The sequence below is a fragment of the Methylobacterium sp. Leaf361 genome (assembly GCF_001424445.1).
In the GTDB taxonomy this organism is placed as follows: Bacteria; Pseudomonadota; Alphaproteobacteria; order Rhizobiales; family Beijerinckiaceae; genus Methylobacterium.
In genome coordinates this window covers 603081-619609 of sequence record NZ_LMPY01000023.1, presented here as the reverse complement: position 1 = coordinate 619609, position 16529 = coordinate 603081, and the positions used below count along the sequence as shown (strand labels likewise).

Here is a 16529-nt window from a genome sequence, read left to right as displayed (position 1 = left end):
GGCAAGCAGCACGTCCTCGACGCCGCGGTTCCTGAGCTCGTTCATGACCCGCAACCAGAACTTGGCGCCCTCGTTCTGCTCCAGCCAGAGGCCGAGGATCTCCTTGGAGCCGTCGGCGCGCACGCCCAGCGCGATGTGGACGGCCTTGTTGCGGACCACGCCCTCGTCACGCACCTTGATCCGCAGGGCGTCAAAGAACACGATCGGGTAGACCGGCTCCAGCGGCCGGGCTTGCCAGGCGGCGACCTCCTCCAGGACCGCGTCGGTCACCGCGCTGATCAGGTCGGGTGAGACCTCGATCCCGTAGAGCTCGCGCAGGTGCGCGGCGATCTCTCGGGTGCTCATGCCACGCGCATACATCGACACGATCTTGTCGTCGAAGCCCGGGAAGCGGCGCTGGTAGCGGGCGATCAGCTGCGGGTCGAACGTCGCCTGCCGATCGCGCGGGATCGCCAGTTCGATCCGGCCCGTCTCGGTCGTGACCGTCTTGCGACCGTAGCCGTTGCGCGTGTTGCCGGCGTCCTCGCCCGCCAGATGATGGTCCATCTCTGCGTTGAGCGCCCGCTCGGCCAGGGCCTTCTTCAGCTCGTCCAACAGACCGTCGGCCTCGAAGGCCGTCTTCGGATCGGCCCCGGCCAGGAGCTGGTCCAGGATCGCGTCAGGGATGCGGGGTGCTTTGCGTCGTGCCATCGGGAACCTCCTTCGGGTCCACTATGGCCGCCCCCACACGAAATTCCTGACAGTCCCGAGGATCGCGTCAGGGATGCGGGGTGCTTTGCGTCGTGCCATCGGGAACCTCCTTCGGGTCCACTATGGCCGCCCCCACACGAAATTCCTGACAGTCCCCTTCACCGGCGGCAGCTCAACCGTCCGGGCCGTCGCTATCAACGTCACGGGCGGCACCAACAGCCTGACCCCCAGCATGGGAACGCTGAACGGCGGCCTCGGGATCGCCGGCGGCGCCACGACATTGCGCGTCCTCGGCAACGCTCCCAACAATCTCGGACCCGTAGCCAACGCCGGCACGTTCGACATCTCGGGGACGACGGCCGGTGCCTCGATCACCACGCTCTCGGGCACCGGCGGGACGACGCTCGGTGCGCAGGCCCTGACCATCACCAACAGTTCGACCAGCTACAGCGGCGCGATCTCCGGTACCGGCGGCGTGGCGGTCACCGGTGGCACGCAGACGCTGACAGGGGTCAGCACCTACTCCGGCGGCACCGCGATCGGTTCGAACGGCGGCGCGGTGTCGAGCACCCTTCAGCTCGGCGGTCCGACCTCGGCCGGCACGGGGACGATCACCTTCGGCACGATGTCGGGCACGGCGACAGCGCGCCTCGGGCTCAATGTGGCGGCTCAGCCGACCAATGGTGGCACCTTCGCCAACACCATCTCCAATTTCGGTTCGGGCAACGAGATCGCGCTCGCCGGCCTGACCAACTCCAGCGTCAGCTACAACAGTGCGAACAGCTCGATCACCATCACCGGCACCCGCTCCGGTGGCGGGCCGGTGAGCGAGAACTTCGTGCTGTCGGCCCCCCGCACGACCAGCTTCGCGGCGGTGTCGGACGGCCAGGGCGGCACGATCGTGCGCGCCGCTACAGCCCCGAACCCCACGAACCCCTCTCAGCCGGCCAACCCTGCACCCTGCTACGTGACCGGGACGCGGATCCGTGTCCTGCGCGATCGAGTCATCTCGGACGTGCCGGTGGAGCAGCTCGCGGTGGGCGATCTCGCCATCACGGCTGCCGGTACGCCGCGCCCGATCCGTTGGATCGGCACCCGCGCGTACCGGGGATCGATGGTTCCCCCGGCCGAGCGCCCCGTCCGCATCCGGGCCGACGCGCTGGGCGAGGGCGTGCCCGCCCGCGACCTGTTTGTTTCTCCAGATCACTGCCTGTGGCTGGACGGGCTGCTCGCGGCCGCGGGACATCTGGTCAACGGCTCGAGCATCACGCGTGGCGAGGCGGTGGCGGATCTCACCTACTGGCACGTCGAGTTGGACACGCACGACCTGCTGCTCGCGGAGAATGCTCCGGCGGAGAGCTTCCTGGCGGCGCCCGGCGTGCGCGGAGGCTTCGATGGCGTGCGGGCCCTCGACGTCGGCATTGGGCGCATGCCCTACGCTCCGCGCGCCGAACTCGGCCCCGACTTGGCCGCGCTGCGCGGCCGCTTAGCCCTCCGCGCTGTCTCGTTGGACGGTGCGGCAGAGCCGGGCCCGGTGCGAGCGTGGCTGGACCGATGCGGCGTGACGGGCGATGGCCTGCTGCACGTCGGGGGCTGGGCGCGCGACGAGGCGCATCCGAACACCCCGCTGTGCCTGGACGTGTTGGTGGACGGTGCCGTCGTCGCGTTCGCGGTGGCGGCCGAGTTCCGGTCGGACCTTGCTGCGGCCGGCTACGGCGACGGGCGATGCGGCTTCGACCTCGGTGTGCATGTACGCCTCGCTCCGCACGTGCATCATCGTGTCGAAGTGCGTCGCTCGGCCGATGGCCTCTTGATGTGCGCCAAGCGGATGGATGCGGCAGGGGCTTGGATTGCGCTGTTGGCAGCGTAGCGTCGATCGCGACATCCAGCGCCGACCCTCAGCCCCACCGGCACCGCCGCGCGGGGCTTTTTCGGCGGCTTGCGCGGACGGAGGGGAATGTGGGCGAGGCGCAATCGTGCGACGGTGACAATCGTGAGCCAGTCCCCTCCATCGACGCGTATTTTCGAAGCCGACCGTCAGAACTCAATCTCGAAGCGCTGCGATGGCTTGGCGAACCGAATCGTAGCCCTCGGCCATGAAGCGAGGCTTCCGCGGACTTGGCTCGCCCGTCGCAGTTCGGTGAACGGAGAGCGGTTCAACGCTGCAATGAAGATTGTTCGTCGCTTCGCCTTCTTACCCTTCGCTCACCGGGATTGAGGTCCGGTTCGCAGAAAGTAGGCTAAGTCTTGGTGGGCGCACTAGGGTTCGAACCTAGGACCCGCTGATTAAGAGGCTCATGGGACCGTACCTTTCGGACGCACTCCTGAGTACCCAGTTTTTGGCACCCGGCCTGTTTCGCTCTTGAAAAGTGGCGTTCGGGCATAGTACCCGGTGACTTCGTCGCGGAAACGGCCGGTTCGGATCGGACCGACGGAGTACCCAGAGAGTACCGGATGCGCCTCACCAACACCTCCGTCGCCGCCCTCGAACTGCCGCCGGGCAAGGACCGGCTGATGGTCTACGACGACGAGGTGAAGGGCTACGGTGTCCGCGTCAGCGCGAAGGTGAAGCAGTTCTTCGTCCAGTACCGGACGCAGGCCGGCGAGAGCCGGCGCGAGACGCTGGGCAAGTTCCCCATGCTGTCCGCCTCCGAGGCGCGGAAGCTCGCCAGCGACCGCATCATCCGGGTCCGGTCCGGTGAGGATCCGCGCGCCCAGATCAAGAAGGCGCGCCAGGCGCCGACGCTCGGCTCCCTCGTCGAGCCTTACCTGGCCGAGCGCGAGAGCCAGGTCAGCGAGGCCTGGTTCAAGAACATGAAGCGCTACCTGACGCAGCTGTTCGAGCCGCTGCACAAGGTGCCGGTCCGCGAACTGACCCGGTCCGAGGTCCACCGGGTGCTGCAGGAGATCAAGCGCGACAACGGCGCTACGACCGCCAACCGGGCGCAGGCCGCCTTGTCGCGCTTCTATGGATGGCTGGTGGCCACCGACGCCGCCGATCACAACATCGTGACCGGCACCGAGAAGCCCGCTTCGGAGAAGAAGCGGGACCGCGTCCTGAAGCCGGCCGAGCTGGCCGCGATCTGGAAGGCCACCCATAGCAACGGGGCCAACGACTTCGCCGACATCGTGCGCCTGCTGATCCTGACCGGGCAGCGGCGCGAGGAGGTCGCGGCCATGCTCTGGAGCGAGGTCGATCAGGCCGGCGCGCTGTGGAGCATGCCGGGTGAGCGCACCAAGAACGGCAACCCGCACGACGTGCCGCTCTCGGCCGAGGCGCTCGCCGTCATCGCGCGGCGGCCGGTGATCGAGGACCGGGACCTGATGTTCGGCACCGGCTCCGGGCCGTTCTCCGGCTTCAGCAAGGCGAAGGCCGCGCTCGACAAGCGCTCGGGGATCAGCGACTGGCGACTGCACGATCTGCGCCGCACCGCGGCGACCATGATGGCGGACGTGCTCAAGGTCCCGCCGCACGTCGTCGAGGCGATCCTGAACCACGTCTCAGGCTCGAAGGCCGGCGTCGCCGGGATCTACAACCGCGCCGCGTACGCCACCGAGAAGCGCGAGGCCCTAGACCTTTGGGCCCGCCACATCGCGGCTCTCTAGCCACTGTTCCAGGTCCCCGCGGCGCACGCCGTAGCAGCGGGGCGACACGCGCAGTAGCCGGGGCCCCTCCCCGGCATGGCACATCTTCCGAAGCGTGTTCGGGTGGATGCCCAGCTCGGCCGCCACGTCTGGCAGGCGGATGACGTTGCGTGGGTTCGGAGCGGCGTCTGACATACGATCACGGTACGAAACGGACTGTGTACGGTCAACGATCTGCTAGCAGATTTTTGCCTGACGGTCCTTTACGTACCATCGGGATCCGTGGCAAGAACAGCTTGCCCCGGGGCGGGCAGTGTGCCCGCAACCTACGGTACGGTTCGTACCGACACCCAGGAAAATCGTTATGCGCCAGATCATTACCGACGACGGCACCGTCATCCGCAACGGTGTCAGCCGGCCGTTCCGCCCGAGAGACGCCGGCACGCGCCGGGCTCCGCCAACCAGCGTGGATCCGCGCGAGCGCGATCCGCACTCCGACCCGCAGGACCGCTCGTTCCTCGCCTTCCGCGCGTTCGCCCGGCAGCTCTGATGAGCCAGCTGACCGCGACGTTCCTCACCATGCTCTTCGGCCCGATGGCCGTGGCGCTCTTCGTTCTGGGCCTCGTCGTCCTGCTGGAGAAGCGGGAGGCGAAGATCGCCCGGTATCTGCAGCCCCCGCAACCGTCGCGGTCAGCGCCCCCTCCCCCGCGGAAGGAGCGCCCGACGCTGACGCTTGTCCGCAACTGATGGTCCGTTTCGTACCATGCGCAGCCACCACGAGATCCTGACGGCGGCCCAGGCCGGGCTCGCCGAGGGCAACCACTCCTTCTTCACGACGCTCATGGCCGAGATCGGCGAGGAGCGTCCGACCAAGCACGGCTTCGAGGAGCTGGAGCTGGTCATGATGGAACGGGCCAGCGACGCCTTCGCGGAGCTGTACCCGGACCAGGTCGGCGTCGGCCTGATCGACGCCGTCTACAGCGGGATCCCCGCGCTCGGGCTGACCGGGCGCGAGGTGTCGGCCGCGGTCGCCCGCCGGTGCATCGAGAACTGCCCGGCATGACCGCTCTCAACCCCATCACCGCCCTGCGCATGAAGCGCGCGAAAGCTCGGAGAGCACCCATGCCCGTGTCCCAGAAGCCCCGCCGGAAGAAGGGCGAGAGCAGCGGCCCATGCACCTACTCGGTCGCCGGCACCCTGCTCTATTCGTTCTACGAGGCCGGCGAGCTGCGTAAGCGCATGCACCGCGTCCCGACCCAGGCCGACGTCGATCACAAGATCCGCGTGACCCGGCGCCGCTACTCCTCCACCGGCCACGCCGGCTGCGACATCGCCGGCTCCCGCCCCGCCGAGCGCCGCCGCCGGCAGGGCGCGCACCTCCACCAGCACCCGAGCGTGATCGCCCGGTTCGCCAACTACCCGACCCGTGCGCAGATCGAAGCCGCCGCCGCCCGCATCGAGGCCGCGCCGAAGCCGAAGCGCGCGCCGCGCAAGAAGAAGGTCGAGGCCGCGTGAGCCTCACCACCACGATCCTGGTCCTCCGCTGCGCCGCGTGGCTGATGGCCAACCTGTTCCTGCTGCTCGGCATCGCCGGTCTGGCCTTCGGGACGGACGGTGAGCCTGGCACCAGGGTCTGGGGCGCGCTCGGCCTGATCGCCGTGTTCTTCGCCCTCAACGCCTACGGCCTCGACCTGCTGGCCACCTACTACGGCGTCTAGCCGTAAGTCCCTGAGATAGCAGGCATATCCAATATGGCGACGGTCCGAAACGGACCGTCGCCTCAGCCCTTGAGGAGGACGACATGGCGGCTCGGCCGCATCACCAAGCCATTCACTTCGACGAGCAGACCCGCACCGGCCACTTCGGCCGCAACGGGACGATGCAGGCCCACGGCATCGCCGTCGAGGTCTTCGGCGGCGAGACGCACCTCGTCGGCCTCGTCTCGCGTGGCCGGCGCTCCGGCGCCGCCCGCCTCTCCATCCCCTTCCGCAACCTCGACGCCGTGATCGCGGCGCTCATCGCCGTCCGCGACGGCACCGACTGAGAGGACACGCCATGAACATGCACACCCCACTCGCGGCCGGCCTGAAGCTCTTCCGCGTCGACTGGGCCATCGAGACGGCCGCCTCGTCGCCCGAGGAGGCCGCCGCCTTTGCGAGCGAGATCCAGAGCCAGGGCTCGACCGCGACCATCTTCTCGGTCGAGGACCGGCAGACCGGCAAGGTCACGACCGTCGACACGGCGCTCGACGGCGCTAAGGGCGAGAACCTGATCGCCCGCCGGCCCGAGGACACCACATTCGTCGCCCGGACCCTAAGGCCGGGCCGCGAGTATCGGACCCGCGAGGGCCTGCCGGTGGAGATCGTCTCCTTCAACGATCCGGGCGAGTTCCCGGTCGGCGTCCGCATCACCCTGCCGGATGGCGGCACCGCGGCCGGCCTGCGCACCAAGGCTGGCCTCCACCCGGCCAGCCAGGGCGATCACCCGGGCGACGTGTTCGAGGTGAACCCGCCGATCACGAAGTGGGTGCGGGTCTACGACCGCAAGCTCAACGAGGCCGGCAAGCAGGTCGTCGGCGGCAAGGAGTTTGCTGCGGAGCGCGGCCTGAACTGGTACATCTTCGACACCGAGGAGGAGGCCCGCGCCAGCCTGCAGGGCGTGCGTGCGGTCTTCTCGATCACCTACCGCGAGGGGGAGGGTCTTGGGTAAGTCGAACGCACCGAGCTGGATCGACCAGGCTCGCACGAAGACGGCCGCCGATGTCGGCACGCTGGACGAGTGCGACGCCTACCTGACCCGGCTCAAGCGCAATCTGGAAGAGCTGAAGGAGCAGAGCGCCAACACACCGGACGCGCCTCGCAATCTTCGGCTCGCCTACTTCCACCGCCAGCAAGCAATCCGGGAGCTGAAAGCCCGGCGTGCGGAGCTTTGCCAAGTATAGGGGCGTACGTGCCCCAATAAATCGACGACATTAGACTGATTTTTGTTGACCCCACACGGTACGAAACGTACCGTTCAGCCTCTCAGGAGAACTCCAATGCGTATGGTTCATGCTCTCAACGAGACCGTTGGCGAAGGCGCGCAGCAGGTCAAGCAGACCGGCGTCGGCGGTGACGCGAAGATCGTCTACGCTCTGCTCACCGGCATGGTTTCCGACAAGATCGTCTACCCGGTCCGCGAGTACGCGACCAATGCTTGGGAGGTTTCGCCGCCCAAAAAGCCCTTCGAGATCGAGCTGCCCACGCGGTTCAACCCGCAGTACACCATCCGTGACTTCGGGCCGGGCCTGCCGCACTCGTTCATGATGAACAAGTACGCCAAGATCGGCGAAAGCACCAAGGACGGCGACGACGACGCCGTGGGCGGCTGGGGCTTCGGCTCGAAGGCCGCGCTCGCCTACCTGATGCGCTCGGACGGCGCCGGCGCCTTCACCGTCATCTCCCGCTTCCGCGGGTTCCGGCGCGTCTACTCCATCGGCGTGTCCGAGGCCGGCAAGATCCAGATCTCGTTCCTGGGCGAGTGGGTGCTTGAGCCCGAGGATCGCGGCACCGGCCTGGAGATCTCCTTCCCGGTCCGCGAGGCCGACATCGGCCGCTTCCACGAGCACGCCAAGGCCGTGCTGTGGTCGTTCCACCCGCGTCCGGTCATCTCGCCGGCCATCGACTTCGGCGAGCCGAAGGTGCTTAACAAGGGCGACGGCTGGACCGTCTACCGCAAGGGCACGGTGCCGTTCGAGGGGCCGCAGGTCATGCTCGGGCCGGTCATGTACCCCATCGACCCCTACAACATGCCCGACACCAACATGCTCGACCACGAGACCTGCATCGTGTTCGAGGCGAAGATCGGCACCATCTCGGTGTCTGCCTCGCGTGAGAACCTGCAGTACGACGACCGCACCCAGTCCGGGCTGGAGGCCCTGTTCGAGGCCTACCGGATCGACTGGATGCGCAACGCCCGTGCCCAGGTCGATGCCTGCCGGACCTACTTCGATGCCCGCTGGAAGGCCATGGACATCGCCGACACCCTGCCGGGTCGGCAGTGGCACGTCGTCCGCGAGATCGGCTGGCGTGGGTTCGGCTTCTTCGACCAGCTGTTCCCCGGCAGCGGCCCGGTCAAGGCCGTCCGGTGGCCGGAGCTGCGCGACCGGACCCGCAACGGCGTGCCGGTCACGTTCAAGGCCGACTGGGAGATCAACCCGGGCGAGCTGCAGGACCGCAAGGTCGTGATCCAGCACAACACCAGCCGCTCCGTCGAGCGCCTGGAGGCGGCCGGCCTCACCGAGGAGAAGCTGCTCTGGGTCCGCTGCAAGCGTGCCGACCTGGCCTTCGCTCTGGCGCGGATGGGCAACCCCGACTACGTGCTGCTCGACGACATCAAGCTGCCGAAGAGCACCCGCGGTCCGAGGGAGAAGCGGCCGGAGAGCGTCAAGCGTCGCAAGGTCGTCAACCTGCAGACCCTGGAGACCTGGTCGGAGTTCGTCGATCACGACGACGAGCTGCTGTACCTCCGCATCAAGGGCCGAGGGAAGAAGCTCACGCACATCCTCACCGTCGACGGCGAGGTGCATGAGTTCACAGACCGCTACAGCACCAACCTGCGCGGCATCCTGCACGCGATGCGGAAGAACAGCCTGATCGACCAGATCGGCGGCGACATGACCTGTGTCGTCGTCAACGAGGACGAGCAGCCGCTCGACCACTGGATCTCGCTCGGCGACCACCTGGTCGAGCTGCTCGACGCCGCCATCGACCCGACCCAGGTCGCACCGACCATCCCGTGGTCCTACGCCAGCTTCCCGGAGGCCCTGCGCCGCACGGTCGACAAGGAGATCGACCTCGGCCTGGCCCCGCCGGAGCTGAAGGAGATGATCAACGAGATGCGCCGGCTCAACCGCGAGCGGGACATGCTGGAGCGCGACGACAATGATCACGACCGCCTCGCGGCCGTGCTCCTCTCCCTGACCGGCACCGACCTCAAGTCGGTCGCCAAGGACCCGACCCAGGGCGTCAAGACCGCCTGGAAGGAGTTCACGGCCAAGTATCCGCTGTTCGTCACCCTGCTGAACGCACTGTTCCAGTACCACTACACCAAGTGCGACGGCGACGTGCAGCGTAAGTTCGACCACTACTTTAGTCTCATCAACAAGTAGTCGTCCGCCAACGCACTGATCCTACGGGGTCAGTGCGCCTGCAATACATCGTCCGTTTCGTACCAACGGCCAGCCATATTGGATATGATCATGACCAACGCTGTTCGTCTTCCCTACACCATCTCGAACCAGTCGCTGACCTTCTTCGTGAAGGGCAAGCCGTACTCGCTGACCCGCGAGCACGAGCGCTACGCCGAGGCCAAGCAGCTCCTGCTCGCCCCGGGCGAGCACGACGCCGAGCACCTGATGGCGCTGGTCGACGTCCGCAAGGCGCTGCTGCGCGACAGCTTCGGCGCCATCACGTTCATCGGCCAGGACATCGTGTTCAAGGGCCAGGTGCTCACCGGCCTCTGGGTCGAGCGCATCCTGGAGTTCCAGAAGGCCGGCGAGCCCTTCGCCCCGCTCTGGAACGCGCTCGGGTCGCTCGTGCAGAACCCGACGCAGGCCGCCATCGAGCGCCTGCCGGTGTTCTTGGAGAAGTCGCAGCTCGGCTTCCTGGAGGACGGCCGGTTCGTCGCCTACAAGGCCGTGCGCGGCGACTACATGGACATCCACACCGGCAACTCGTTCCGCAACATGATCGGCGACACGCCGCACATGCCGCGCGACCGGGTCAACTCCGACCCGAACGCCTGCTGCTCGACCGGCCTGCATGTCGGCACGCCCGACTACGTGAAGGACTTCGGCCTCGGCGCCGATGGCCGCCGGGGGATGCTGATCGCCGTGTGGCCGCACGACGTCGTCTCCGTGCCCTACTCCTACGACGGCACCAAGATGCGGATCTGCGCCTACGAGGTGATCGACGAGCTGGACGAGGAGTACGCGGCCACCATCCTCGGCCGCCCGGTCCTCACGCCCCGCTCGCAGATGCCGGCGCCGAACGACGCCACCCTCGACGAGGTCGATCAGGACGAGGGTGTCGACGACACCGTCGAGGAGGAGGACGAGAACCAGATCGAGCTGCTGCCCGAGGAGGACGACGAAGACGCCGTCATCCATCAGCCCGGCACGGTGGTCGAGTACGTCGAGTTCGATGCCGTCCTCTACGGCGTCGTGGGCGACGCGGACCAAGTCCGCGGCCTCGATGGCGACCTGATCGAGCCGGATCGGATCAACCGGGTGCTGAAGGACCACGAGATCACGGCCGCCGCTCTGGTCTGCGAGGGTGCGCAGATCCGGGTCGAGAACGACCCCGTCATCAAGGACGGCGACTACACCGTGGTCGGCTACTCCGAGGATGACGACCACAACCAGATCGACACCGACAGCTGGTTCTGGCGGGTCGAGCTGCGCGATGTCGATGGCGGCGTGGCGGTGATCAACCGCGCCATCGTGGCCGTGACCGTCCGCGGTGAGCGGCTGTGGCCGCGCACCGTCGCCGAGCAGGTCGAGTTCCCGGTCGAGCCCGAGGCCCCGGCACTCGAAGCCAAGGTCGGCGACCGCATCGAGACCGTGGACGGCGGCTGGCCGCCGGCCGGCATCTACGAGGTCGCCCAGGTCGACGAGGGCGCCGAGTTCCGCCTGATCGTCCAGACCGAGCACGACGGCCTGCAGGGCGTCCTGAACCGCTACGTCAAGCGCATCGTCCGCGACTGACCGGCACCGCACCCCGCCTCTGGGCGGGGTGCTCGTACTAGCACTCCGAAACAGCCAAGCTTGGGAGAAGTTTGATGAGGATCACCGCACAGGCGGTCGCCTTCAGCTCCGTCGTGGGCTCCAGCATCACGCTGCACAACGAGGCCGGCGCCGTCGTCGGCATGCTCGGGCTGATGAACGCCACGCAGGCGCGGACGCCCGAGGAGATGACGGCGTTCGCCGAGCGCATCGCGGCGGCGATCAACGCCGGCCAGGCCGAGCGCCAGGTCCGGCACTTCAAGAACGGCCGCACCTACGACGTGATCGCCGAGAAGGCGCTGTTCCAGGTCTCCTACAAGACCGAGGAGATGGGCCGCGCCAACACCCGGGCCATCCACGATGGCCAGCCCGTCACCGTCTACCGCAACGAGCACGGCACCTTCGTCCGCTTCCCGGACGAGATGGTACCGCCGCGCTTCAAAGAGATTTGAACGTCAAGGGCGAAGTGCTTTGATCATGCTGTTGATTTTTGTCTGGGCTGCGAGATTAGACCCGTGCGCATACGGCATTTCTTTAGTTGCGTAAAAGCAATGCTCGCCCTCGCTGCTGCCGTTAAGACCTCTATCTGTCATACCTTGCGTGTTATCAATAATTGCCTTTAACTCGACTAAATCTTTTAGATCAACTGGCTTAAATAAAATTGCGAGCAAAGAGGGAAGCATGGACAATAAGAGAAGACATATGCCAGCAGTCCTAAAATAGATGATTTGCCGACGATCAAAATTGATCGAAATATTTTTCAGCTCAAGCTTGAAATCGGCGCCAGCTACTAGAAGGACAAAGGCCAGGAATGCTAACAACTTATCTATTTTATCGAAATAGATGACAAGCTGCTTAATAAGCTCAACGTGATCCATCAGTTCAATCACCTCTAGTTTAGGTGAAAGGACCTATAGGACTGAAATTGGCGGGAGACGACAGATGAAAAATGCTCCGATCTACATTGTTATGAACCGGCACATTATTGCCGCAAATCGCAAGCTTCCCGCTGACCAGCGCCAGCCCGCGGTCCGGGTCACCCGCGGCAAGCATGGCCAGCCCTACTACTACGACGAGGTCATCTTCCACGGCCCGTCGCAGCTCCTGAACGGCAACGGTGAGCCCGTCATGCCGTGCGGGGCTACCATCGCCATCATGACCGAGGGCGCAGTCACGCTGAAGGCCCGCGGCCGTGAGGACGTCCACCTCGCGGCATGCCAGCCGCTCGATATCGCCGCCTGACGCATGTCCACCACCCGCGGTCCGAAACGTACCGCCAGCCCATGAGGATCACCATGTTCTTCCACTTCCGCCGTGCCTCCCAGAACCGCAAGCTCGGACCGATGCCCGCCGTGATGGCTTCCGCCGCGACCTGCCCCGCCTCCTGCGGCCTCCGCGGCGCCGGCTGCTACGCCGAGCACGGGCCCGGCTCGATCTTCTGGCGCAACCTGACCGCCGGCACCGCCGTCAATCAGGTCACGCTCGACCAGCTCTGCCACCTGATCCGCGCCCTGCCGAAGAAGATCCGCTGGCGCTACGGCACGGCCGGCGACCTGCCGCCGGCCCACGACGACGTGCTCAAGCTAGCTCGGGCCAACGGCGGTCGCGAGGCGATTGTCTTTACCCATGGCCGACAGTACGAAACGTACCGTCAGGCCAGGAAGTTGGGCTTCCACGTCAACTGCTCCACCGACAGCGCGGCCGAGGCCGACCGCCTGCTCGACGAGGCACCGGACATGAGCGTCGTGACGGTCCTGCCGTCCGACGCCGGTCGAGGCCGCCACCGCACACCGGCCGGCCGCGAGATCGCGGTCTGCCCGGCCACCTACGCCGAGCGGGTGACCTGCTCGACCTGCAACCTCTGCTCTCGCGCCCGACCCCGAGGGGTAATCGTCGGCTTCCCGGCCCACGGCACGCGCAAGCGCATGATCGACCGGAGGCTCGCCCAGTCATGACGCCCAGCATCGCCAAGGTGCAGGCCCTCATTCTTGAGGGCCTGTCCCTCAAGGAGGTCCAGGAGGCGCTGCCGAACCTGAAGCCGACCAGCGTCCGCACCTACTACGGCACGGCCAACTCCGCGCTGAGCCCAGAGCAGCGCCTGCAGCGGGACAAGGCCCGAGCGGGCCGGCCGCAGCAGCGCGCGACCTACCACAAGAAGTTCCAGCAGCGCGAGGTGCTGGGGCCCGTGCATATCCGCATCGGCCGCAAGCTTCTGGCTGCTCGCCTCGCCGAAAGTCTCACACACGGTCAGTTCAGCGACCGCTACAAGTTCGCTAATCGCGTCGTTCTCGCCGCGATGGAGCAGGGATACCATGACTTCACAGTCTCAGAGGTCAGCGCCATAGCCGATATCGTGGACATGAATGTGGAAGAACTTCTCACACCGCCGAGTTTCGGAGCACTCCCCGAATGATCTTGCACACCAAGCCGTTCTTCAACCTGCTGCGCATCCACCACAAGCTGCCGCTCGCCCACCGCGCGGCCGACCTGACCGGCCGGCTCAGCACCATGGCCGATCCGGCGACCGGCGAGCGCATGCGGGTCGATCCCCTCACCCGCCGCTGCCTCGGGCTGTTCCTCGCCCGCCGGCTGCAGCCGTCCACCTCGAACCAGCAGGAAGTCGGATGATCCGGGCACCGGGCTACGGCCTGCACCGACACGACAACTTCGTCTTCCTGCACGAGCAGGACGGAGGCCGGTGCCTCATGCCTCGCCTCGCCGGGCTCGATAGCCCGTTCGAGGTCGAGAACCGCTGGTGGCTCCCCTGCCCTCACAAGTTCGGGGAGCCCGAGGCGGGCCCCGCGCTGGCGCACTCGTTCGTGCGGACCATGAGCCCGGCCCAGACCGGCGGGCTCTATCACGTCCGCCCGGCCGACGTGCGCTGGCTGTGGCGCCTGTCGGCGATGATCGGCGGCGCCCAGCGCGTCGTCGAGCCGTTCGGCTTCGTGAAGCGCCCACGCGCCCGGCGCGCCGCGCAGCTGCTGACGCTCACGAACGCCGCGCCGCAGTGCTTCATCGACATCGAGCCGTCCGACTACGTCGACCTGGAGACGCTCGCGCAGCTCCCACGCACCCGCAACCTGATCCTCTGCGGACCGATCCGGCTGCCGGGCGCGATCACCCTGAACCCTGACGGGCTCGACTGGGACCACGACTGGGCGGCCGAGGGCCGGCGCCAGCTCTACCACTTCATGAGGAGGCAGCCATGAACAACTTCCAGGCCCGATGCCAGGAATGGCTCGACGTCGTCACGGCGGGCGACCCAACCGACACGCCCGAGCGGATCGCCCGCTTCTTCGAGGAGGCGACCGAGTGGGTGCAGTCGCTCGGGATGACCCAGGCCGACGCGGAACAGGTCCTCCGCTACGTCTTCAGCCGACCGGCCGGCGATCCTCCGCAGGAGGCCGGCGGCATGCTCACCACCGCGGCCGTGCTCGCCCAGCACGTCGACCTCGATCTGCTGAGCTGCGGCGAGGCTGAGCTGGCCCGGGTGTGGGATCCGGCGGTGATCGAGAAGATCCGCGGGAAGCGCTTGCGCCGCCACGGCCGCGGGCCGCTGCCCGGCACCGAGGGCGACCTGGTGCCGGGGAGCTGAGCCGGACCAAGCTGTCTCCAAGCTAGAGCATCATCTAGTATTTGTAGCCACCGCGGCAGAGAAATGAAACAAAACAGCTTTATCGCCCGCCTTGTTCCATATGGTGGTGTTCAGTCCCCAAAATATGCGGTGAAGTATCCTGTCGTTGGCCTTGTCAGCGTAGCGCTCGTACGTGCCACGCCTTGTGTTTAGGACGACATATTCTCCCAAAAGTATCTTTTTAGGTGGAAACCAAAAGAAGTGCCGTTCTTTGTTGGACGGTTTGTCGTCGTGAACATAGGTACTATCGCAGATACCGTACTTAGATAGATCTGGAATGTCCGCATCAGCTCTGAGCATAACGTGCTCGGTTGCATTGTTGCCGTGATTAAAAATCTTGATTACACGCAGGTCCATTATTCACTCCCTAGCTACCGAGGGTTGTAGCATGCCAGATCGAGAACTTCGACCTGACCAGATCCAGGACCTGGGCCGCCTGTTCTTCCAGGAGCGGAAGTGCATCCACGGCGGCGAGCCCGGCACTGGCAAGACGCCGACCATCTGCGTCCTGCAGCGGGCTCGCTGGGACAAGCACGGCCATAAGAGCGTGTGGCTGATGCCCATGAAGCTGCTCGACAAGAACTTCGACGAGGCCATGCTCTGGGGCGAGTGGCAGATCGGCGACGTCGCCATCGTGGACGGCTCGCCGGAGGAGTGCTTCCAGGCCCTGAACAGCGGCGCGAAGCTGCTGCTCATGGGCTACAAGCGGTTCGAGATGTGCGCCGAGGACATCTCGCTCGACTACAAGGCCATCGACATCGACGAGTGGCACAAGGCTTTCGGGGGCCACGAGAGCAAGCGCACCCAGGCGCTGTACCGCTGGTGCCAGCGGCGCGGCGAGGACCTGTGGTTCGTGCCGATGACCGGCACGGCCTACAATGGCCGGCCGAGCACGGTCTACCCGGCGCTGCAGATCATCGAGCCCCGCTACTACGGGACGCCCGAGGCCTTCAGCATGATGCACGACATCGTGGATCCGTGGACCGGCAAGGTCACCGGCCACTGCAACCTCGACCGACTGGAGGCGATCCTCTCGAAGCACTCCATCAAGCGCCTCTGGACGGACGTCCACGGGCCCGAGGAGATCGTGGTCGAGGTGTCCCGCACGCCGATGAATGAGCGCCAGCGCGCCGCCTACGACCGCTTCCGCGACGAGGCGATCCTGGAGCTGGAGAACTTCTTCATCGACGGCACCAAGCCCGGCGTCGCCTTCACTCGGGCGCGCCAGATCATGGAGCACCCGAACGTCTTCCCGAACCTGATGGAGGGCGGGATCGGCACGGTGGACATCTGTCGCGGGGAGACGCCCGGCAAGCTCTCGGAGTTCATCGACGACTGCGAAAAGATGACCGGGCTCGGCCGGCCGATGCTGGCCTACGCGGCGCTCGTCCCGCAGCAGAAGCAGATGTTCGAGCACGCCGTCCGGCTCGGCCGGCGCGCCGGCATCATCAACGGCGAGGTGTCCCCGGCGCAGGCCGCCAAGATCGACCGTGGCTTCCGGTCCGGCGAGCTGGATACAATCATTGGCTCACCGCAGGTCGCGGACTGTGGGTACAACTGGCAGTTCTGTGGTGCAAAGGAAGTCCAGGACGTGTTCTTCGTCTCGATGGACTACCAGGACACTGCGTTCTTCCAGGCCTACAAGCGCGCGATGCGTCAGGCCCGGCGGTCTGCACTTCGCATCAAGGTCTACACCTATCTCGACAGCATCGACCAGCACATCATGCGTCTGACCAAGCGGAAGTCGCAGGATGCCACGCAGGTCGAGCGCGGTCGTGTCGCTTTGCCCTGGTAGCTTGGTCCGAAACGGACAGAATGCCGCGGCCTCACCAATCGCGGTAGACGGGCTGGACAACT

23 protein-coding genes are annotated in these 16529 nt (G+C 66.3%); 20 read left to right on the top strand and 3 right to left on the bottom strand.

Annotation, left to right across the window (positions count from 1 at the left end):
- Positions 1-690 (bottom strand): IS256 family transposase (locus ASG32_RS18845; protein WP_107351967.1); only part of this gene is annotated, 690 nt, incomplete at its 3' end.
- A gap of 73 nt (positions 691-763) precedes the next feature.
- Here ASG32_RS18845 and ASG32_RS18840 point away from each other — a divergent pair.
- The 13 genes from ASG32_RS18840 to ASG32_RS18785 all read left to right on the top strand — a co-directional run bounded on the left by ASG32_RS18840 (position 764) and on the right by ASG32_RS18785 (position 11490).
- On the top strand, positions 764-2560 hold the full coding sequence (locus ASG32_RS18840; RefSeq protein WP_244492022.1) for a Hint domain-containing protein: 1797 nt from the start codon (positions 764-766) through the stop codon (positions 2558-2560).
- A gap of 584 nt (positions 2561-3144) precedes the next feature.
- Complete coding sequence (locus ASG32_RS18835) at positions 3145-4296, top strand: site-specific integrase (RefSeq protein ID WP_056529216.1); 1152 nt, start codon at positions 3145-3147, stop codon at positions 4294-4296.
- A 343-nt stretch (positions 4297-4639) separates the two neighbouring features.
- A complete protein-coding gene (locus tag ASG32_RS18830) occupies positions 4640-4825 on the top strand; it encodes a hypothetical protein (RefSeq protein WP_056529213.1) in 186 nt (61 codons plus the stop codon).
- Positions 4825-5022: a hypothetical protein gene (locus ASG32_RS18825; protein ID WP_056529210.1), complete on the top strand. Its 198-nt coding sequence runs from the start codon at positions 4825-4827 to the stop codon at positions 5020-5022. Before ASG32_RS18830 ends, ASG32_RS18825 begins: the two co-directional genes overlap by 1 nt.
- A gap of 16 nt (positions 5023-5038) precedes the next feature.
- Positions 5039-5338, top strand: a complete 300-nt coding sequence (locus ASG32_RS18820; protein ID WP_056529207.1) for a hypothetical protein — start codon at positions 5039-5041, stop codon at positions 5336-5338.
- Positions 5339-5397: 59 nt separating this feature from the next.
- Positions 5398-5790 carry a hypothetical protein gene (locus tag ASG32_RS18815; RefSeq protein ID WP_056529203.1) on the top strand — a complete coding sequence of 131 codons (393 nt, stop codon included), beginning with the start codon at positions 5398-5400 and terminating at the stop codon, positions 5788-5790.
- On the top strand, positions 5787-5993 hold the full coding sequence (locus ASG32_RS18810; RefSeq protein ID WP_056529200.1) for a hypothetical protein: 207 nt from the start codon (positions 5787-5789) through the stop codon (positions 5991-5993). Before ASG32_RS18815 ends, ASG32_RS18810 begins: the two co-directional genes overlap by 4 nt.
- A gap of 83 nt (positions 5994-6076) precedes the next feature.
- Positions 6077-6319 (top strand): hypothetical protein, encoded by a 243-nt coding sequence (locus ASG32_RS18805; protein WP_056529197.1) that lies wholly within the window; start codon positions 6077-6079, stop codon positions 6317-6319.
- An 11-nt stretch (positions 6320-6330) separates the two neighbouring features.
- Positions 6331-6984 (top strand): hypothetical protein, encoded by a 654-nt coding sequence (locus ASG32_RS18800; protein ID WP_056529194.1) that lies wholly within the window; start codon positions 6331-6333, stop codon positions 6982-6984.
- Positions 6977-7216: a hypothetical protein gene (locus tag ASG32_RS34005; protein ID WP_157862015.1), complete on the top strand. Its 240-nt coding sequence runs from the start codon at positions 6977-6979 to the stop codon at positions 7214-7216. Before ASG32_RS18800 ends, ASG32_RS34005 begins: the two co-directional genes overlap by 8 nt.
- Positions 7217-7312: 96 nt before the next feature.
- Positions 7313-9424 (top strand): hypothetical protein, encoded by a 2112-nt coding sequence (locus tag ASG32_RS18795; RefSeq protein ID WP_157862014.1) that lies wholly within the window; start codon positions 7313-7315, stop codon positions 9422-9424.
- Positions 9425-9514: 90 nt separating this feature from the next.
- Positions 9515-11020 carry a hypothetical protein gene (locus ASG32_RS34000; RefSeq protein WP_056529187.1) on the top strand — a complete coding sequence of 502 codons (1506 nt, stop codon included), beginning with the start codon at positions 9515-9517 and terminating at the stop codon, positions 11018-11020.
- A 74-nt stretch (positions 11021-11094) separates the two neighbouring features.
- On the top strand, positions 11095-11490 hold the full coding sequence (locus tag ASG32_RS18785) for a hypothetical protein (RefSeq protein ID WP_056529184.1): 396 nt from the start codon (positions 11095-11097) through the stop codon (positions 11488-11490).
- 3 nt (positions 11491-11493) lie between these two features.
- Here ASG32_RS18785 and ASG32_RS33995 read toward each other — a convergent pair whose 3' ends face one another.
- Positions 11494-11916: a hypothetical protein gene (locus ASG32_RS33995; RefSeq protein ID WP_157862013.1), complete on the bottom strand. Its 423-nt coding sequence runs from the start codon at positions 11914-11916 to the stop codon at positions 11494-11496.
- Between the two features lie 64 nt (positions 11917-11980).
- Here ASG32_RS33995 and ASG32_RS18780 point away from each other — a divergent pair, with 64 nt between their 5' ends.
- From ASG32_RS18780 to ASG32_RS18755, 6 genes are read left to right on the top strand one after another with little or no spacing between them, the layout of a single operon-like run.
- Complete coding sequence (locus ASG32_RS18780) at positions 11981-12280, top strand: hypothetical protein (RefSeq protein WP_157862012.1); 300 nt, start codon at positions 11981-11983, stop codon at positions 12278-12280.
- 53 nt (positions 12281-12333) lie between these two features.
- Positions 12334-12993 carry a hypothetical protein gene (locus tag ASG32_RS18775; protein ID WP_056529178.1) on the top strand — a complete coding sequence of 220 codons (660 nt, stop codon included), beginning with the start codon at positions 12334-12336 and terminating at the stop codon, positions 12991-12993.
- Complete coding sequence (locus ASG32_RS18770; RefSeq protein WP_056529174.1) at positions 12990-13451, top strand: transcriptional regulator; 462 nt, start codon at positions 12990-12992, stop codon at positions 13449-13451. The genes ASG32_RS18775 and ASG32_RS18770 overlap by 4 nt, the downstream gene beginning before the upstream one ends.
- Positions 13448-13666: a hypothetical protein gene (locus ASG32_RS18765; protein WP_056529171.1), complete on the top strand. Its 219-nt coding sequence runs from the start codon at positions 13448-13450 to the stop codon at positions 13664-13666. The genes ASG32_RS18770 and ASG32_RS18765 overlap by 4 nt, the downstream gene beginning before the upstream one ends.
- Positions 13663-14247 (top strand): hypothetical protein, encoded by a 585-nt coding sequence (locus ASG32_RS18760; protein ID WP_056529168.1) that lies wholly within the window; start codon positions 13663-13665, stop codon positions 14245-14247. Before ASG32_RS18765 ends, ASG32_RS18760 begins: the two co-directional genes overlap by 4 nt.
- The gene (locus ASG32_RS18755) at positions 14244-14633 is read left to right on the top strand and encodes a hypothetical protein (protein WP_056529165.1); all 390 of its coding nucleotides are present in this window, start codon (positions 14244-14246) and stop codon (positions 14631-14633) included. Before ASG32_RS18760 ends, ASG32_RS18755 begins: the two co-directional genes overlap by 4 nt.
- Before the next feature lie 30 nt (positions 14634-14663).
- On the opposite strand, the gene ASG32_RS33990 is transcribed toward ASG32_RS18755, so the two are convergent.
- Positions 14664-15029: a hypothetical protein gene (locus ASG32_RS33990; protein WP_157862011.1), complete on the bottom strand. Its 366-nt coding sequence runs from the start codon at positions 15027-15029 to the stop codon at positions 14664-14666.
- A gap of 31 nt (positions 15030-15060) precedes the next feature.
- On the opposite strand from ASG32_RS33990, the gene ASG32_RS18750 reads away from it, so the two are divergent.
- The gene (locus tag ASG32_RS18750) at positions 15061-16467 is read left to right on the top strand and encodes a hypothetical protein (protein ID WP_056529162.1); all 1407 of its coding nucleotides are present in this window, start codon (positions 15061-15063) and stop codon (positions 16465-16467) included.
- Positions 16468-16529: the final 62 nt, after the last annotated feature.

What these genes read in the sequence shown, in the direction of transcription:
- ASG32_RS18840 (WP_244492022.1), top strand. Translation starts at nt 764, where the DNA reads ATGCGGGGTGCTTTGCGTCGTGCCATCGGGAACCTCCTTCGGGTCCAC.
- ASG32_RS18835 (WP_056529216.1), top strand. Translation starts at nt 3,145, where the DNA reads ATGCGCCTCACCAACACCTCCGTCGCCGCCCTCGAACTGCCGCCGGGC.
- ASG32_RS18830 (WP_056529213.1), top strand. Translation starts at nt 4,640, where the DNA reads ATGCGCCAGATCATTACCGACGACGGCACCGTCATCCGCAACGGTGTC.
- ASG32_RS18825 (WP_056529210.1), top strand. Translation starts at nt 4,825, where the DNA reads ATGAGCCAGCTGACCGCGACGTTCCTCACCATGCTCTTCGGCCCGATG.
- ASG32_RS18820 (WP_056529207.1), top strand. Translation starts at nt 5,039, where the DNA reads ATGCGCAGCCACCACGAGATCCTGACGGCGGCCCAGGCCGGGCTCGCC.
- ASG32_RS18815 (WP_056529203.1), top strand. Translation starts at nt 5,398, where the DNA reads ATGCCCGTGTCCCAGAAGCCCCGCCGGAAGAAGGGCGAGAGCAGCGGC.
- ASG32_RS18805 (WP_056529197.1), top strand. Translation starts at nt 6,077, where the DNA reads ATGGCGGCTCGGCCGCATCACCAAGCCATTCACTTCGACGAGCAGACC.
- ASG32_RS18800 (WP_056529194.1), top strand. Translation starts at nt 6,331, where the DNA reads ATGAACATGCACACCCCACTCGCGGCCGGCCTGAAGCTCTTCCGCGTC.
- ASG32_RS18795 (WP_157862014.1), top strand. Translation starts at nt 7,313, where the DNA reads ATGCGTATGGTTCATGCTCTCAACGAGACCGTTGGCGAAGGCGCGCAG.
- ASG32_RS34000 (WP_056529187.1), top strand. Translation starts at nt 9,515, where the DNA reads ATGACCAACGCTGTTCGTCTTCCCTACACCATCTCGAACCAGTCGCTG.
- ASG32_RS18785 (WP_056529184.1), top strand. Translation starts at nt 11,095, where the DNA reads ATGAGGATCACCGCACAGGCGGTCGCCTTCAGCTCCGTCGTGGGCTCC.
- ASG32_RS33995 (WP_157862013.1), bottom strand. Translation starts at nt 11,916, where the DNA reads ATGGATCACGTTGAGCTTATTAAGCAGCTTGTCATCTATTTCGATAAA.
- ASG32_RS18780 (WP_157862012.1), top strand. Translation starts at nt 11,981, where the DNA reads ATGAAAAATGCTCCGATCTACATTGTTATGAACCGGCACATTATTGCC.
- ASG32_RS18775 (WP_056529178.1), top strand. Translation starts at nt 12,334, where the DNA reads ATGTTCTTCCACTTCCGCCGTGCCTCCCAGAACCGCAAGCTCGGACCG.
- ASG32_RS18770 (WP_056529174.1), top strand. Translation starts at nt 12,990, where the DNA reads ATGACGCCCAGCATCGCCAAGGTGCAGGCCCTCATTCTTGAGGGCCTG.
- ASG32_RS18765 (WP_056529171.1), top strand. Translation starts at nt 13,448, where the DNA reads ATGATCTTGCACACCAAGCCGTTCTTCAACCTGCTGCGCATCCACCAC.
- ASG32_RS18760 (WP_056529168.1), top strand. Translation starts at nt 13,663, where the DNA reads ATGATCCGGGCACCGGGCTACGGCCTGCACCGACACGACAACTTCGTC.
- ASG32_RS18755 (WP_056529165.1), top strand. Translation starts at nt 14,244, where the DNA reads ATGAACAACTTCCAGGCCCGATGCCAGGAATGGCTCGACGTCGTCACG.
- ASG32_RS33990 (WP_157862011.1), bottom strand. Translation starts at nt 15,029, where the DNA reads ATGGACCTGCGTGTAATCAAGATTTTTAATCACGGCAACAATGCAACC.
- ASG32_RS18750 (WP_056529162.1), top strand. Translation starts at nt 15,061, where the DNA reads ATGCCAGATCGAGAACTTCGACCTGACCAGATCCAGGACCTGGGCCGC.